Annotated in this window: 18 protein-coding genes; 10 read left to right on the forward strand and 8 right to left on the reverse strand. The window is 74.0% G+C overall.

The window, feature by feature from the left end:
- Nucleotides 1–75: 75 nt before the first annotated feature.
- The 3 genes from FHX73_RS37210 (at nucleotide 76) to FHX73_RS37220 (ending at nucleotide 1,704) form a co-directional block, all read left to right on the forward strand.
- Nucleotides 76–555 (forward strand): GNAT family N-acetyltransferase, encoded by a 480-nt coding sequence (locus tag FHX73_RS37210; RefSeq protein WP_145910469.1) that lies wholly within the window; start codon nucleotides 76–78, stop codon nucleotides 553–555.
- A gap of 223 nt (nucleotides 556–778) precedes the next feature.
- Entirely contained in the window at nucleotides 779–1,078 is a 300-nt protein-coding gene (locus tag FHX73_RS37215) for a hypothetical protein (RefSeq protein ID WP_145910470.1), read from the forward strand.
- Complete coding sequence (locus tag FHX73_RS37220) at nucleotides 1,075–1,704, forward strand: acyl-CoA thioesterase (RefSeq protein ID WP_145910471.1); 630 nt, start codon at nucleotides 1,075–1,077, stop codon at nucleotides 1,702–1,704. The genes FHX73_RS37215 and FHX73_RS37220 overlap by 4 nt, the downstream gene beginning before the upstream one ends.
- 51 nt (nucleotides 1,705–1,755) lie before the next feature.
- Here FHX73_RS37220 and FHX73_RS37225 read toward each other — a convergent pair whose 3' ends face one another.
- The 3 genes from FHX73_RS37225 to FHX73_RS37235 are packed head-to-tail and all read right to left on the reverse strand — an operon-like array spanning nucleotide 1,756 to nucleotide 3,947.
- Nucleotides 1,756–2,163 carry a RidA family protein gene (locus tag FHX73_RS37225; RefSeq protein ID WP_145910472.1) on the reverse strand — a complete coding sequence of 136 codons (408 nt, stop codon included), beginning with the start codon at nucleotides 2,161–2,163 and terminating at the stop codon, nucleotides 1,756–1,758.
- A gap of 42 nt (nucleotides 2,164–2,205) precedes the next feature.
- Nucleotides 2,206–2,937 (reverse strand): IclR family transcriptional regulator, encoded by a 732-nt coding sequence (locus FHX73_RS37230; RefSeq protein ID WP_145910473.1) that lies wholly within the window; start codon nucleotides 2,935–2,937, stop codon nucleotides 2,206–2,208.
- Nucleotides 2,934–3,947, reverse strand: coding sequence for a sugar kinase (locus FHX73_RS37235; RefSeq protein WP_145910474.1), 1,014 nt, complete (start codon nucleotides 3,945–3,947; stop codon nucleotides 2,934–2,936). Before FHX73_RS37235 ends, FHX73_RS37230 begins: the two co-directional genes overlap by 4 nt.
- Before the next feature lie 91 nt (nucleotides 3,948–4,038).
- Between FHX73_RS37235 and FHX73_RS37240 the strand changes: the two genes are divergently transcribed.
- The 3 genes from FHX73_RS37240 to FHX73_RS37250 are packed head-to-tail and all read left to right on the forward strand — an operon-like array spanning nucleotide 4,039 to nucleotide 7,594.
- Nucleotides 4,039–5,286: an alanine racemase gene (locus tag FHX73_RS37240; RefSeq protein WP_246214119.1), complete on the forward strand. Its 1,248-nt coding sequence runs from the start codon at nucleotides 4,039–4,041 to the stop codon at nucleotides 5,284–5,286.
- Nucleotides 5,286–6,884: an N-acyl-D-amino-acid deacylase family protein gene (locus FHX73_RS37245; protein WP_145910476.1), complete on the forward strand. Its 1,599-nt coding sequence runs from the start codon at nucleotides 5,286–5,288 to the stop codon at nucleotides 6,882–6,884. The genes FHX73_RS37240 and FHX73_RS37245 overlap by 1 nt, the downstream gene beginning before the upstream one ends.
- Nucleotides 6,885–6,910: 26 nt before the next feature.
- The gene (locus tag FHX73_RS37250; RefSeq protein WP_145910477.1) at nucleotides 6,911–7,594 is read left to right on the forward strand and encodes a bifunctional 4-hydroxy-2-oxoglutarate aldolase/2-dehydro-3-deoxy-phosphogluconate aldolase; all 684 of its coding nucleotides are present in this window, start codon (nucleotides 6,911–6,913) and stop codon (nucleotides 7,592–7,594) included.
- Nucleotides 7,595–7,613: 19 nt separating this feature from the next.
- Here the strand turns inward: FHX73_RS37250 and FHX73_RS37255 are convergent, their stop codons facing one another.
- Nucleotides 7,614–8,498 carry an SGNH/GDSL hydrolase family protein gene (locus FHX73_RS37255; protein WP_145910478.1) on the reverse strand — a complete coding sequence of 295 codons (885 nt, stop codon included), beginning with the start codon at nucleotides 8,496–8,498 and terminating at the stop codon, nucleotides 7,614–7,616.
- A gap of 109 nt (nucleotides 8,499–8,607) precedes the next feature.
- On the reverse strand, nucleotides 8,608–9,549 hold the full coding sequence (locus FHX73_RS37260) for a hypothetical protein (RefSeq protein ID WP_211786456.1): 942 nt from the start codon (nucleotides 9,547–9,549) through the stop codon (nucleotides 8,608–8,610).
- A 218-nt stretch (nucleotides 9,550–9,767) separates the two neighbouring features.
- Here FHX73_RS37260 and FHX73_RS37265 point away from each other — a divergent pair, with 218 nt between their 5' ends.
- The 3 genes from FHX73_RS37265 (at nucleotide 9,768) to FHX73_RS37275 (ending at nucleotide 13,160) form a co-directional block, all read left to right on the forward strand.
- Complete coding sequence (locus tag FHX73_RS37265) at nucleotides 9,768–10,208, forward strand: DUF6299 family protein (RefSeq protein ID WP_145910479.1); 441 nt, start codon at nucleotides 9,768–9,770, stop codon at nucleotides 10,206–10,208.
- Nucleotides 10,209–10,573: 365 nt separating this feature from the next.
- Nucleotides 10,574–12,217, forward strand: coding sequence for an APC family permease (locus FHX73_RS37270; RefSeq protein ID WP_145910480.1), 1,644 nt, complete (start codon nucleotides 10,574–10,576; stop codon nucleotides 12,215–12,217).
- A 109-nt stretch (nucleotides 12,218–12,326) separates the two neighbouring features.
- Entirely contained in the window at nucleotides 12,327–13,160 is an 834-nt protein-coding gene (locus FHX73_RS37275) for an SAM-dependent methyltransferase (protein ID WP_145910481.1), read from the forward strand.
- Nucleotides 13,161–13,184: 24 nt separating this feature from the next.
- Here the strand turns inward: FHX73_RS37275 and FHX73_RS37280 are convergent, their stop codons facing one another.
- From FHX73_RS37280 to FHX73_RS37285, 3 genes are all read right to left on the reverse strand, one after another.
- Complete coding sequence (locus FHX73_RS37280; protein WP_145910482.1) at nucleotides 13,185–13,634, reverse strand: SRPBCC family protein; 450 nt, start codon at nucleotides 13,632–13,634, stop codon at nucleotides 13,185–13,187.
- 4 nt (nucleotides 13,635–13,638) lie between these two features.
- A complete protein-coding gene (locus tag FHX73_RS45190; protein ID WP_170305254.1) occupies nucleotides 13,639–13,800 on the reverse strand; it encodes a hypothetical protein in 162 nt (53 codons plus the stop codon).
- A 110-nt stretch (nucleotides 13,801–13,910) separates the two neighbouring features.
- Nucleotides 13,911–14,609, reverse strand: a complete 699-nt coding sequence (locus FHX73_RS37285; protein ID WP_145910483.1) for a thiaminase II/PqqC family protein — start codon at nucleotides 14,607–14,609, stop codon at nucleotides 13,911–13,913.
- Nucleotides 14,610–14,768: 159 nt separating this feature from the next.
- On the opposite strand from FHX73_RS37285, the gene FHX73_RS37290 reads away from it, so the two are divergent.
- Nucleotides 14,769–15,635, forward strand: coding sequence for an Fpg/Nei family DNA glycosylase (locus FHX73_RS37290; protein ID WP_145910484.1), 867 nt, complete (start codon nucleotides 14,769–14,771; stop codon nucleotides 15,633–15,635).
- Nucleotide 15,636 lies beyond the last annotated feature (1 nt).

The following is a 15,636-nucleotide window of genomic DNA, read 5'->3' on the forward strand; positions in this document are numbered from 1 at the left end:
GGGGGCGACGGGGTGGGCGGAGCCGGTTCGCCGGATAAATCATCCGATGATCCGACGCCCGTATGCTTGGCGGCCATGGAACTTCGCATCACCGGCTACGACCACCCCGACGCCGTCACCCTCACCGCCGCGGTGCAGCAGGAGTACGTCCGCCGCTACGGCGACGTCGACACCACCGAGATGCTGGCCGAGCACTTCGCGGCGCCGCACGGCGTCTTCGTGGTCGGCTACCTGGACGGTGAGCCGGTGGCCTGCGGTGGTTGGCGGGCCAAGGACAGCAGCTACGAGTACCTGCGGGACGGCGACGCCGAGCTGAAGCGGATGTTCGTGGTGCCCGGCGCCCGCGGCCGGGGCCTGTCCCGGGTGCTGCTGCGCCACCTGGAGAGCAGCGCCGCCGGGGCCGGGCGGCGCCGGGTGGTGCTGGAGACCGGCACCGAGCAGCCCGAGGCGGTCGCGCTGTACACCTCCGAGGGATACGCCCCGATCACCAAGTTCGGCGTCTACCGGTGCGCGCCCGAGAGCATTTGCCTCGGCAAGGAACTCGCCGCCGGCTGACCGGATCGAACTGAATTTCCGGCAGTGCCGCCGTTCGGCTGGTTACTTGACTGATGTCGGTGAATTCTCCGTACTCCGGACGTGGGGAAGTGCCCCCCATCGGCACAGCAACGGCGAATACGGCAGGCGGGCTGGGTTAGCGTCGTGCCCGCTGCGTCTCACGGCGGTGCCCGGGAATCGGGTGCCGCCGTCCCTGCCAACCGCTATTTCCCCGGGAGAACCCGTGCACGACAATTGCCTGCCGGAAAGCAGTGCGGTCGCCGCCGACAGTCTGCGGCTCGCGGTCAGCGCGCTCGCCGAATTCCCCAGCCGGGCCGGAGCGGAGAACGTGGCCGGGCGGATCAGCGTGGTGGCCGCCCTGTGCGACGAGGTCGACCGGGTGATGGACTCGCTGGTCGTCCGCACGGCCGCGGAGGCCGCCGAGGAGGGCTGGACCAGCGGCCGGATGCGGGAGACCGCGCCCTCGTACCACGCCCGGCTGCAGCGGGCCCTCAACTCCGAGCAAGGGTGGAGCGCCCGATGACCACGACCCGGCACGCCCGTCCGGCCCGCCCGGACAACCGCAACGCGCACGTGCTGCGCTGCCCCACCAGGTGGAGCGACGTCGACGAGAACGGGCACATCAACAATGCCCGGCTGGTCGGCTACATCCAGGAGGGGATCTACGACCTCTTTCAGCACCACGCGCAGGCCGCGCGGGAATCGCTCTTTCCGGCCGGATTCCTGATCGCGCGGCACGAGATCGATTATCTGGAGCAGTTGCACCACCGCCCCGAACCGCTGCTGGTGCGGCTCTCGGTGGAGCGGCTGGGCCGCAGTTCCGCACACGTCCGGGTGGACGTCTGCCGCGATCCGTTCACCTATATGACGGCCCGCACGGTGGTGGTCGCCCGGGACCGGGCCTCCGGGCGTTCGCGCAAGCTGAGCAGCCCGGAGCGGCAGTTCCTCTCCGACTACATGTCCGACCGCACGGCCGGCACGCCCGCCGTGCCGGGGCCGGCGACCGAGCCGCCGCGGATCACCCCCAAGGCGATGCCGCAGCGCAAGCCCAAGCCGCTGACGGCCCGTCCGGTGGCCGTGCACCAGGGCGGCCCGCGCAAGCTGCCGCTGCCCGCGCGGGGTTCGGCCCGCTCGCTCTGCCGGGTCTAGCCGCGGGGCGGACGGGTGCCGGGGGCGACCCCGGCACCCGTGGCCGGCCGGTCAGTCCAGCACGGCCTGCGCGTCGATCTCCACCAGCATGGCCTCGTGCGGCAGTTCGACGAAGACCGTGGTGCGGCACGGCTTCACCGCGCCGTCCGGCAGGTTCTCGGCGAGGAACTCGGCGTACACCTCGTTCATCGCCGCGAAGTCGGCGCGCTGGGTCAGGTAGACCCGGAACATCACCACGTCGGCGACGCCCGCGCCGCCGGCCGTCAGCACGGCCTTGACGTTCTCCAGGGTCCGCCGGGTCTGCGCCCGGACGTCGCCCTCGTGCAGGTAGGCGCCGGTCTGCGGGTCCTGCGGCCCCTGGCCGGAGACCTGGAGGATCGGGCCCTTGCGCACGCCCTGGGAGAACACCCAGGCGGGCGCCGGGGCGCCGGTCGTGCGGATCTCGGTCTTCTCGGTCATCTCTCGCTCCTGGTCGAATGGGTGACGGTTCATCAGGTCGGGTCAGGTCAGGCCGCTGGCCGCCGCGGTGGCGGCCAGCAGCTGCGGCAGCAGCTCCAGCACCCCCTCGTACGGCAGCACCAGGTCGGGCACCGAGAGCGAGGCGGCGGCCACCACCTGGCCGCCGGCGTCGCGGATCGGCGCGGCCACGCAGTTCATGAACGGCTCGTGCTCGGCCCGGTCCCTGGCCCAGCCGCGCTCGGCGACCCGGGCCAGCTCGGCCAGCAGCTCGGCGGGGGTGGTCAGGGTCCGGTCGGTGAACCGGGTGAACTCCAGCCCGGCCACCACCGCTGCCCGCCGCTCCGGCGGCAGCGCCGCCAGCAGCACCTTGGCCGAGGCGGTGCAGTGCATCGGCACCGGCAGCCCGATCCGGGAGTACATCCGCACCGGCTGGCGGGACTCGTACTTGTCGATGTAGACCACCTCGTCGCCCTCCATGGCGGCCAGGTGCACGGTCTGCCCGGTGGCCGCGTTCAGCGCGGCCAGCTGCGGGGCGGCGGTGCGGCGCACCGGGCGCTGCTCCAGGGCCCGGCCGGCGAGCGCGAACAGGCCGGCGCCAAGGTGGTAGCGGTACTCGGCGTCGCGGTGGACCAGCCGGGCCTGCTCCAGGCTCTGCAGCAGGCGCATCGCGGTGGTCTTGTGCACCCCGAGCAGTGTGGCCAGTTGCTCCAGCGAGCGTTCGCCCTCGGCGAGTTCGGTGAGCAGTGCGAGCGCCCGGTCGACCGTCTGGCTCATCGCGGCCACCAGCCGTCGGGGCCGACCCGCACGGCCGCCCAGTCGGCGGGGGAGGCGTCCAGCAGGGCGGCCCGCCGCTCGGCGTCCGGCAGCGCGCCCTGGTCGCCGGTCGAGGTGAGTGCGGCGGCGGCCGCCAGGTGGCCCAGGCGCAGCCTGCGGCGCTGGTCCAGTCCGCGCAGGGTACCGGCCAGGTAGCCGGCGGCGAACGCGTCGCCGGCGCCGGTGGGTTCCACCACGGTGACGGCGAGGGCGGGTTCGCTGGTGCTGCTGCCGTCCCGTTCGACGGCGGTCACCAGGTGGCCGGCGTCCTTGACCACCACGGTGGCGGGGCCGGGCAGCAGCGCGCGCAGTTCGGCCGGGTCGCCGGTGCCGAGCGCCGCCTCGGCCTCGTCGGCGCCGAGCAGCACCAGGTCGGCGGCGTCGAGCAGTTCGCGCAGCACGGCCGGGTCGCGCCGGCGCCAGAGCGCGGGGCGCCAGTTGAGGTCGAAGCTGACGGTGGGCCGGCCGGGCCGGGCCAGCAGGGCGCGGACCAGGGCCAGGCAGCTGTCGGAGAGTGCGGGGGTGATGCCGGACAGGTGCAGCAGCCGGGCGCCGTCGAGCAGCCGGGCGACGGCGGGGTCGGCGAGGTGCTCGGGCCCGAGCGCGGCGGCGGCCGAGCCGGCGCGGTAGTAGCGGGGGACGGGTCCGTGCGGGCCGCCCTCCTTGACGTAGAGGCCGGTCGGGCGGTCCGGGTCGACGGCGACCCCGGTGGTGTCCACGCCGTGTCCGGCGAGCTCGGTCAGCAGGCGCCGGCCGAAGCCGTCGTCGCCGACCCGGCTGACCCAGGCGGTCGGTACGCCGAGCGCGGCCAGCACGCCGGCGACGTTGGACTCGGCCCCGCCGACCGTGGCGCGGAAGGACTCGACCGCGGCCAGTGACCCCGGCCGGTCGGGCAGCAGGACGGCCATCGACTCGCCGAGGCAGACCGCCTCGACCGCTGCGGGTACGGCTTCCACCAGGCACGCTCCCATCGTTGACCGCGTTTCGGCCCGCATGTTAGAACGGCGACAGCAGCATGTGCAAAGACCGTTGCACATGTTGCAGCGCACTGGGAGGTGTCGAGTGGACCGGGCGAAGGTGGCCGCACTGGCCGAGGAACGGCTGGACTGGCGGTTCAAGGCGCTGCCCGAAGCGGCGCACGGCCTGACGGCCGCTCAGTACCTGGCCCTCGGGCCGACCTTGGACCAGCTCCCCACCCCGCTGCTGACCCTCGATCAGGGCGCCCTCGACCACAACCTGCGCACCATGGCCGACTGGTGCGCCGCCGCTGGGGTCCAGCTGGCCCCGCACGGCAAGACCACCATGGCCCCCGCGCTCTGGCAGGCCCAGCTGGACGCCGGAGCCTGGGGGATCACCCTGGCCACCCCGGCCCAGCTGCGGGTGGCCCGGGCCTTCGGCGTGCGCCGGCTGCTGCTCGCCAACGCCCTGCTCGACCCCGCCGGCCTGCGCTGGATCCGCGCCGAACTGGATGCCGACCCCGGGTTCGAGTTCACCTGCTGGGCCGACTCGCCCGCCGTCGTCGCCCGGATGCAGGAGGCGGTGCCCGACGGGGAGCGGCCGGTGGACGTGCTGGTCGAGCTCGGCGGGCCCGGCGGGCGCACCGGTGCCCGCGACCTGGACACCGCGCTGGCCACCGCCCGCGCGATCGCCGCCGCCCCCGGCCTGCGGCTGGCCGGCCTAGGCGGCTACGAGGGCGCGCTCGCCCACGACGCCGGACCGGCCGGCCTCGCCACCGTCGAGCACTACCTGGACCAGCTGGTCCGGCTCCACGCCCTGCTGCACCGCGAGCGGCTGACCGACGGCCGCGCCCCGATGCTGCTCAGCGCCGGCGGCAGCGCCTACTTCGACCAGGTCGCCCGGGTGCTGGGCGCCGTTCCCGACACCGTCACCGTGCTGCGTTCCGGTGCCTACCTGATCCACGACTCCGGCTTCTACCAGGGCATCTCGCCACTGGCCCGGGGCGGCGGGGCGCGGGCGCTGCGCACCGCGATGCACGGCTGGGCCCGGGTGGTCTCCCGGCCCGAGCCGGCGCTCGCGCTGCTGGACGGCGGCAAGCGCGACTTCCCCTACGACGAGGGGCTGCCGACCGTGCAGCGCGGCCGCTCGGGCCGCCCGCTGACCGGCCGGGTCACCGCGCTCAACGACCAGCACGCCTTCCTGCGCGACAGCCCGGCCGAGCTCGGCGAGGTGGTGCGGCTCGGGCTCTCGCACCCCTGCACGGCCTTCGACAAGTGGAACCTGATCCCGGTGCTCGACGACGCCGACGCCCCCGAACCCCGGGTGGTCGACCTGGTGCGGACCTTCTTCTGATGGCCGAGCTGCTGATCCGCGGCGCCACCGTGCTGGACGGCACCGGCGCCGACCGCTTCCGGGCCGACGTGCTGCTGCGCGACGGCGTGATCGCCTCGGTCGGCCACGACCTGACGGCCCGTCAGGTGCTGGACACCGACGGGCTGGCGCTGGCACCGGGGTTCATCGACATGCACTCCCACTCCGACCTGCGGATGCTGGTCGAACCGGCGCACCCGTCGCGGGTCACCCAGGGGGTCACCTGCGAGGTGCTCGGGCAGGACGGCCTCTCCTACGCGCCCGTGGACGAGCGCACGCTGCCCGTGCTGCGGCGCCAACTGGCGGGCTGGAACGGCGATCCGGACGAGTTCGAGTGGAACTGGCGCAGCGTCGGCGAGTACCTGGACCGGCTCGACCGCGGCATCGCGGTCAACGCCTGCTACCTGGTGCCGCACGGCACGCTGCGCGCCCTGGTGCTCGGCTGGGACCGGCGCCCGCCGACCGGTGCGGAGCTCGACCGGATGCGCGAACTGCTCGCCCAGGGGCTGCGGGAGGGCGCCGTGGGCCTGTCCAGCGGGCTCAGCTACACGCCGGGCATGTACGCCGACACCGACGAACTGGTCGCGCTCTGCTCGGTGGTGGCCGCGCACGGCGGCTACCACTCGCCGCACCAGCGCTCCTACGGGGCGGGCGCGCTGGCCGGCTACGCCGAGATGGTGGAGATCGCGCGGCGCTCCGGCTGCCCGCTCCACCTGGCCCACGCCACCATGAACTTCGGCGTCAACCAGGGCCGGGCGGGCGAGCTGCTGGAGCTGCTGGACGCGGCGCTGGCCGAGGGCGTCGACCTCACCCTGGACAGCTACCCCTACCTGCCCGGCTCCACCACCCTGGCCGCCCTGCTGCCCAGTTGGGCCGCCGAGGGCGGGCCGGACGCCACCCTGGCCCGGCTGGCCGACCCGGCGGCCCGGGAGCGGATCCGCCACGAGCTGGAGGAGACCGGCAGCGACGGCTGCCACGGCGTGGTGGCCGACTGGACCACCGTGCAGGTCTCCGGCACCGCCGACCCGGCGCAGGCCGCCGCGGTCGGCCGCACCATCGCCGAACTCGCCGCCGAGCGCGGGCAGTCCGGCACCGAGGCGTTCTTCGATCTGCTGCTCGCCGACGCGCTCGGCAGCACCATCCTGCAGCACGTGGGCCACGAGGAGAACGTCCGGGCCATCATGCGCCACCCCGCGCACACCGCGGGCAGCGACGGCCTGCTGGTCGGCGCCCGCCCGCACCCCCGCGCCTGGGGCACCTTCCCGCGCTACCTGGGCCACTACGTCCGCGAGTTGGGCGTGCTCACGCTGGAGGGCGCGGTGCACCGGATGACTGGCCGCCCCGCCCGCCGGCTGGGCCTGCGCGACCGCGGCCTGATCCGGGCCGGCCACCGCGCCGACCTGGTGCTGTTCGACCCCGCCACGATCACCGACCGCGCCGACTACCCGCACCCGCGCCGCCCCGCCGCCGGCATCCAGCACGTCTACGTCAACGGCACGCCGGTGCTGGAGCACGGCCGGCCCACCGGCGCGCTCCCGGGCCGGGCGCTGCGGCGCGGGGCGGACGGGCGGGTCGGGTGACGGCGCCGGGTCGCAAGGAGAAGACCATGACCAACACGACCGGCACGACCGACCCGACCGACCCGACCGACCCGACCGACTTCCGTGCCCGGCTCGCCGCCGACCGGGTGATAGCCGTGGTCCGCGCGCCGCACATCCCCGATGCCGCCGCGCTCTGCGAGGCGCTGCTGGCCGGCGGCGTGCGGTGGATCGAACTCACCTGCACCACACCGGACGTGATGGTCCAGCTGGAACGGGCGGCCGCCGCGGCGGTGGGGCTCGGCTGCCAGGTCGGGCTGGGCACCGTGCTCACCGCGGAGCAGGCCCGCCAGGGCATCGCGGCCGGGGCGGGCTTCCTGGTCACCCCGGGCCTGCGGCCGGAGGTGGCCGAGGTCGCCGCGCGGGCCGGTGTGCCGGTGGTGCTCGGCGCGATGACCCCCACCGAGGTGGCCGGGGCCGTGGACCTCGGCGCCGCGGCGGTCAAGGTGTTCCCGGCCGGCACCCTCGGCCCGGACTACTTCGCGGACCTGCGCGGCCCCTTCCCCGAGGTCCCGCTGGTCGCCTCCGGCGGCGTGGGCCTCACCAACGCCGCCGCCTTCCTGGCCAAGGGCGCCCTCGCGGTCTGCGGCGGCGGCTCGCTCGTCCCGCCGGGCGCGGTGGCCGAGGGCGTCTGGTCCGTACTGACCAGCCGCGCACGGAAGTTCACCGCCGCGCTTGACGGTCAGGGGTGAACTTCCGCGCGCGGCGCTGCTACAGCTTCGCCAGGAAGGCGTTCGCGATCACCTGGTAGCCGGTGTCGTTGGCGTGGATGTCGCCGCGCGACATGTTGGTCCAGGTCATGATCCGCGCCACGTCCAGCGGCACCCGCTGCCCGCCCAGGTCCACCAGCGGCAGCAGGGAGTTGGTCGAGAACGCCCCGGCCACGTCCGCCGTCGGCACGCCGTGGACGCAGTCCTGGAAGTCCAGCACGCCGTTGAGGGTGTCGGCCAGCGGCACCGAGAGGGCGGCCAGCTCCTGGCCCTTGGCGCCGGTCATCCAGGCGGCCAGGAACGGGTCGTAGAGGTTCATGCCGACGATCCGGGTGTGCGGGCCGGCGGCGGACCGCAGTGCGTGCAGGATGGTCCCCAGGTCGTGTCCGGTGGTGGCTATGCCCTTGGCGGCGCAGGCCGGGTCCAGCGAGCCGCCGCTCGCGCAGCCGTCCACGTCGTTGGCGCCGATGTCCAGGGTGACCGTCAGGTCGTCCTTGCGGTGGGCCTTCAGGTAGGCCGTCGCCGCCGTCAGCTGCGGGCCCTGGAAGGCGTGCGGGAAGGTGCAACCGCCGTTGATCATCGAGCCGGTGGTCTCGCCGGGGCAGCCCAGGTCGGTGAACGAGAAGGCCTGCCGCGCGGCCGCGGCCCGGGCGCCCAGGGTGCGCGCCAGGTCCTGCGCGTAGCCGTGGCCCACCTCCTCGCCGCCGCCGGGCAGTGTCTGGTAGCCGGCCGCGAGCGAGTCGCCCAGCGCCAGGTAGTAGCGGGTGTGGTGCGGCTCGCCGGTCGCCGCCGCGGCGGGGCCGGCGGCCAGGCCGAGCAGCGCGGCGCCGAGCAGGGCGGTGCCGGCCGCCGCGCGCAGGCGGCGGCCGAGTCTGGATGTGCGCATGGACCCTCCCGAGGCACCCGCGCGGCCCGGGCGGCCGAGCGGGTGGGACCCGTGAGGTTACTGCCAGGTACCCGCCCTGGTAAGGGCTTTGGCAGAGGCTCTCGCGGCCTCAGCTCTGCGGAATGGCCACCAGCCCGAGCGCGGCCAGGTCGGCCAGCGGCTCGGCGATGCTGCAGGTGCCGAAACCGGTGAACGCGGCCCGCAGCGCGGCGGTCCGCTCCGGCGAGAGGCCGGACAGGCCCTGCGCGACCTGGGCGCCGTCGCGCTGCCCGAGCGCCGCCGCGAGCTCCGGGTGCTCCGCGCCGCCGAGCGCCAGGTGGGTGGCCAGCAGCACGTTGAGGAAGCCGTGGTGGGCGAAGCCGGTGGCCGGGTCGTCGTGCCGCAGCGCGTGGTGCAGGCCGGCCGTGCACTTGAAGGCCAGCTTGCGGTAGACCGCGCCGTAGAGGAACGAGGCCAGCTCCAGCTCGCCGGGGAAGGCTTCGGCCGTCACCCCGCCGGTGCGGAACTTCACCCGGTACGGGCCGCCCTCCAACTCGTCCAGGGCGAGCAGCAGTTCCGGGCCGCGCGGGACCTCGACGGCGATCGGCAGGCCGGGGGCGAGCTCCGGCACCAGCCGGTCCAGCTCGGCCCGCACCTTGCGCACGCCCTCGGCGGCGGTGCCGTCCCGGTCGGCCAGCACCTCCAGGCCGGCCAGCCGCAGCCGCGGGTCGGCCGCCACCTGCCGCAGCGCCGGCTCCAGGCCCGCGCTGCCGTCCGGCACGATCAGGCCGACGTCCAGCTGCCGCCGCCCGTCAAGCTGCTGCCCGTCAAGCTGCTGGCCGACCTGCTGCTGGCCGACCTGCTGGCCGACCTGCTCGGTGAGCTGCCCCAGCCGCCCGGCGCCGACCAGGAACGGGCCGACCAGGTCCGCGTACCAGGCGGTGCGGTGCGCCAGGTGGGCGGGTACCGCCTCGGCGAGCGGGAGGTCGCCGGGCGGGAAGACCGCCGCATCGTCGCAGAGGCCGGCGAAGAGCGGGGGGATCACGCTCTGGGAGGCCTGAGGGCTCGTCATCTGGCAGGTCCTTGTCCGGGTCGTGTCGGGGGCACGCCGATGTGCCCCCTGCGCCCCGAGCCTGCCCCAGCGGCCGGGGCCGGGGCAAGGGGGCCGGGGGGCCGGACCGGGACACGCCGCCGCAAGGGTGACAATCCGGCACGAACCCTCCCCGGCGAGGTACCACTGGCCCGAACCAGCCGTCACCCACCGGGTGACGCCAGTGACCGGAGGTAGTGATGGCCGTCCGTCCGTCCGCCCGCGCCGCCGTGGTCGGCGCCCTCTTCTGCATCGGGTTGACACCGGTCGTACCGGCCGTCGCCGCCCCCGCTTACCCATCCAGTGACCAGGTGACCGTCTCGCCCGATGCCGTGCTCGGCTCCGACGGCTCGGTGACCCTCTCGGGCACCTACCGCTGCACCGACCCCGGCGCGGTCTTCGTCAGCGCCGGCCTGCGCTCCGGCGACACCCAGCAGAGCATCGGCAGCAGCCGCGCGGTCTGCGACGGCGCGGAGCACACCTGGAGCAGCAAGGACACCCCGCGCTACCTGGCCCTCAACTCCGGCGGCCCGGCCGAGGCGGAGGTCAGCCTGCTGCGCCTGGACACCTCCGGCGGCCTCCCGATGCCGCAGCCGCTGGTCGTCCAGCACCAGGCCGTCACGCTGAACCCGGCCGGTTAGTCGACGCTCCGTCAGCTCCCGGGATTTCCCGGCATCTTCCCGGGGAACACCTGATTGTGACCCGGCTAAGCCCCCGGAATGAAGGACGCGACCGTGTGCGGATCTCCGGGGGCGCGGCCATTCGGCAAAAGCTCAAATCCTCCTCAAATCTTGGTCCGGACTTTGTCAGCTGTAAGTGGCTAACCGGCTCTACGGCTCTGACCTGCGGCTATCTCAACAGCTGGGCGGCGCTGGCGCCTTGGGATTTTGCGTGCTAGCGAACCGGTCGAACATAACTATTCGGAACTCGGGTCTTTGCAGATGCCTAATCGACCGCTAGCGTTCACCGCACTCTCGTCCGCCATCTTTGAAGAGGGTCCCCTTTCATGGCAGTTGTTGACAAAATAGCGGCGTCCGGCACGGGCACCGGCGGCAAGCTCCGCCGCGACATCGGGCTGATCGGCCTGCTCTGGGCCTCGGTCGGCTCGATCATCGGCTCCGGCTGGCTCTACGGCGCCAAGAACGCCGTCGTGGTGGCGGGCCCCGCGGCCGTCATCTCCTGGGGGATCGGCGCGGTGGCGATCGTGCTGCTCGCGCTGGTGCACGCCGAACTCGGCGGCATGTTCCCGGTGGCCGGCGGCACCGCCCGCTACCCGCACTACACCTTCGGCGGCCTGGCCGGCATGAGCTTCGGCTGGTTCTCCTGGCTGCAGGCGGCCACCGTGGCCCCGATCGAGGTCGAGGCGATGATCGGCTACGCCGGTCACTGGCACTTCGCCGAGGGCTTCCTGCACGCCAACGGCACCCTCACCCCGTCCGGGCTCGCCGTGGCGGTGCTGCTGATGGCGGTCTTCGTCGCGGTCAACTTCCTCGGCGTGCGGGTGCTCGCCCACACCAACAGCGCTGCGACCTGGTGGAAGATCTTCATCCCGCTGGTGACGATCTTCGTGCTGGCGATCACCAACTTCCACCCGTCGAACTTCCACTCGCACGGCTTCATGCCGTTCGGTGCCAAGGGCGTGCTCGGGGCGATCAGCACCAGCGGCATCATCTTCGCGCTGCTCGGCTTCGAGCAGGCGATCCAGCTCTCGGGCGAGAGCAAGAACCCGAAGCGGGACATCCCGCGCGCGGTGCTCGGCTCGGTCGCCATCGGCGCCGTGATCTACACCCTGCTGCAGGTCGTCTACATCGGCGCCCTGCCCGGCTCCAGCTTCGCCAAGGGCTGGGCCAACCTGGCCTACGAGGGCATCAGCGGCCCGTTCGCCGGCCTGGCGTCCGTCCTGGGCCTCGGCTTCCTCGCCTGGGTGCTCTACTTCGACGCGCTGGTCTCGCCCGGCGGCACCGGCCTGATCTACACCACCTCCACCTCCCGGATCTCCTACGGCCTGAGCCGCAACGGCTACGCCCCGCAGCTGTTCGAGCGCACCGACAAGCGCGGCGTGCCGTGGTTCGGCCTGATCATCTCCTTCGTCACCGGTGTGGTCTGCTTCCTGCCCTTCCCGAGCTGGCAGCAGCTGGTCAGCTTCATCACCTCGGCCAGCGTGCTGATGTACGCCGGCGCCCCGCTGGCCTTCGGCGCGCTGCGCAAGCGCCTGCCGGAGATGGCGCGCCCCTACCGGCTGCCGTTCGGCGAGATCATCTCCCCGATCTCCTTCGTGGTCGCCAGCCTGATCATCTACTGGTCCGGCTGGGACACCCTGTGGCGCCTCGGCGTTGCGATCGTCTTCGGCTACCTGCTGCTGGGCGGCTACGCCTGGTACGCGACCAGCAAGAACCTGCCGAACGCGCCGACCATGGCCTTCAAGGCGGCCCAGTGGCTGCCGGTCTACCTGCTGGGCCTGGGCGTCATCTCCTGGCTGGGCGGCTTCGGCCCCTCCGCCAAGAACGTCATCCCGCTCTGGTGGGACATGGCCCTGATCGCGGTCTTCTCGCTGGCGATCTACTACTGGGCGCGGGCCGTCGCACTGCCGGCCGAGGCGATCCAGCGCAACATCTCCGACGTCGAGGTGGTGGACGAGGGCGGCCACTGACGGCCCCTCAACTCCACGGCCGCACCACGGCACACGGCGGGCGCCGGATCCCCAGGACGGATCCGGCGCCCGCCGCCCGTCGTCCGGACCGCGGCGTAGCATGCGCCGCATGAGCAGCGAACGGATCCCCGAAGGCGTCGGCCGGACCGCGATCGGCGTGGCGAGGGTGCGGGCGCTGGAGAGCGCCCGGCCGGACCGCCTCTTCGACGACCCCTACGCCGCCGCCTTCGTGGCGGCAAGCGGCGCGGCCACCCGGGAGCGCACCGGCGAACCGTCGCCGGGCCTGCGCGACATGGTCCGCCACCTGACCATCCGCACCCGGTTCTTCGACGACCACCTGCTCGACGCGGCCCGCTCCGGCTGCACCCAGGTGGTGCTGCCCGGGGCCGGCCTGGACACCCGGGCGTTCCGGCTCGACTGGCCGCCGGGCACCCGGTTCTTCGAGCTCGACACGGCGCCGGTGCTGGCCTTCAAGGAGCGGGTGCTGGCCGACCTCGGCGCCGTACCGGCCGGTCCGCGGGCCACCCTCGCCGTGGACCTGCGCGAGGACTGGGCCGACGAACTGACCGGCGCCGGCTTCGACCCGGAACTGCCCGGCGCCTGGCTGCTGGAGGGCCTGCTGGTCTACCTGGAGTCGGCGGAGGTCGCCACCCTGCTCGACACCGTCACCGGCCTCGCCGCTCCCGGCAGCCGGCTGGCCCTCACCCACGGCCGGGGCAGGAGCGAGCACCCCGACCGGATCCCGGCCGCCCCCGAGTCGGACCCCGGGCTCGCCGCGGTCTACGAGCTCTGGCGCGGCGGCCTGGCGGAGGACCCGGTCGCCTGGCTGGACCGGCACGGCTGGCAAGCCGAACGCCACGACCGCGCGGAACTCGCCCGCGAGTACGGCCGTGGCGCCGACTACCTCACCCCGCAGCGCAGCTTCGTCACCGCGCGGCGCTGACCCCGCTGCTCGGGGGACCGCTGCTCAGGGACCGCCCGGGACCGGCCGGTCGGTCTCGACCAGGCGCTTGAACTGCGCCAGGTCGCTGCGCACCGTGCGCTCGATCGCGCCGGACTGGGCGAACCCGTGCGGACCGCCGAAGGCCTCCTGCACCGCCTCGGGCTCGTACTCGACCCGGACCTGCAGCTGGGTGGTGCCCGGGTCCAACTGGCGCAGCACCACGGTGCCGTGCAGGTGGGCGCCGTCCAGGGTGCGCCAGTCCATCACCTGGTTGCCGCCGTGGTCGCTGATCGCGGTCTCGAAGGCCCGTTCCTCGCCGGCCACCTCGATGTCCAGGTGGGCCCGGTGGTTGCCGTGCGCGTGCGCGTGCTTCAGGCCGTCGACGAACTCCGGGTACTGGTGCACCCGGTGCAGTTGCTCCCAGGCCACCTGCACCGGGACGTCGAGGTCGATCTGCTCTTCCAGCGTGTGCATCCGATCACTCCGCGTCCTCGTAGGGCTCACCCTCTGCGCGGGACTCCTCGCCCGCGTGCCTGACCTGCTCGGAAGTGACGCCCTCCAGCAGGGTGGTGTCCTCCTCTTCCGCCTCTTCGGCCGCGGCGGCGTCGTGCTCGGCGCGCCGCGGACTGACCGTGGGCATCCTGACCTCCTCGGGCCGGCGGTGGGCGGCGCCTCGGCCGCCCCCGTCCTTCCAGCCTGCGCCCGGGGGCGCGGGGCGGGCAAACCCAGGGCCCGGTGGGGCAAGGACGGTCAGGCCAGCCCGAGTCCGGGGTCGACGGCGGGCTCGGCGGCGGGGGAGAGCGCGGCCAGGGTGTTCCAGAACATCAGCTCGTAGGACTGCAACAGGCGTCCGTAGCGGCGGCCTTCGGCGAGCTTCGCCTCGTCGAGTCCGGCCGCAGCGACCACGGCGACCGCCTCCTCCTCCAGCTCCGGGGCCGGGGTGGCGAAGAAGTCGAAGAACGCGCAGGCCTGGTCGGAGAAGCCGTAGTGGCGGCGCAGCGCCGTCGCGGTGATCGCGCAGTAGCGGCCCCAGGCGGCGAAGTTGGCGGTGAGCGCGAGCACGGTGGCGGTCGGCTCGCCGTTCAGCGCCAACCAGGCGAGCTGCCCGGGATAGGCCTGGCAGCCGGCCAGCGGTTCGCGCTCGGCCAGCGCCCGCTCGTCCAGCCCGCAGGCCGCGCCGAGCGCGGGCAGCTCGGCGAGCGCCAGCGACTCCCCGTCGGCCAGCCGCGCGAAGTACCCCCCGGCCGGGGTGTCGGCGCAGCGGGCGGCCAGCACCAGCAGGCTGCGCCGGTCGCTGCGGATGATCCGGTGCTGCTGGGCGGCCAGCTCGGCGAGCAGCGAGACCGGTGCCAGGCCCAGCTCCAGCCGGGGCACCAGGAGGTTCTCCGACTCGGCGGGGGCGAGCTCCTGACGGATGGTCAGCAGCGCCTCGCGGGGCGTCGGGGTCATCGGCGGCTCCTCGGTAGGCGCGGTGCCCGGCCAGCGTAGCGGTGCGGGCACGATCCGTCAGGGAGCCGGGGCCGGGGTGTCGTCGCCCGCGAGGGCGCGCACCAGGGCTCGCGGGCGTGGCGGCCGGGATCCGCGCCGGGCGCCCGGCAGACTGACGGAATGCCGGAACTGCCGGAAGTCGAGGCGCTCAGCGCCTTCCTCACCGAGCACCTGGTCGGCCGGGAGATCGCCAAGGTCCTCCCAGTGGCGATCAACGTGCTGAAGACCTACGACCCGCCGCTCAGCGCGCTGGAGGGCCGCACCGTGAGTGCCGTCGGGCGGCGCGGCAAGTTCCTGGTGCTCACCGCGGGCGACCTGTACCTGGCGATCCACCTGGCCCGGGCCGGCTGGCTGCGCTGGCAGCAGCACCTCCCCGCGCTGCCGCCCAAGCCCGGCAAGGGACCGCTGGCCCTGCGGGTGCGGCTGGCCGGCGACCCCGCCGAGGGCTTCGACCTCACCGAGGCCGGCACCCAGAAGCGGCTGGCCGTGCACTGCGTCACCGACCCGGAGCAGGTGCCGGGCATCGCCCGGCTGGGTCCCGACCCGCTCGACCCCGGCTTCAGCCAGGAGCTGCTGCACGAGCTGCTGGCCGGCGAGCGCAGGCAGCTCAAGGGCGTGCTGCGGGACCAGGGCGTGCTCGCCGGGATCGGCAACGCCTACTCCGACGAGATCCTGCACGCGGCGAAGATGTCCCCCTTCAAGCTCGCCGCCACCCTCACCGGCCAGGAGACCGCGACGCTGTACGCGGCGATCGGCGGGACCCTGCGGGAGGCCGTCGAGCGTTCCCGGGGGCTGGCCGCCGGGGAGCTGAAGGCCGAGAAGAAGACCGGCCTGCGGGTGCACGGCCGCACCGGGCAGCCCTGCCCGGTCTGCGGCGACACCATCCGCGAGGTCTCCTTCGCCGACTCCTCGCTGCAGTACTGCCCCACCTGCCAGACCGGCGGCAAGCCGCTGGCCGACCGCAGGCTCTCCCGCCTGCTGAAGTGAT

This window comes from Kitasatospora viridis (assembly GCF_007829815.1).
In the GTDB taxonomy this organism is placed as follows: Bacteria; Actinomycetota; Actinomycetes; order Streptomycetales; family Streptomycetaceae; genus Kitasatospora; species Kitasatospora viridis.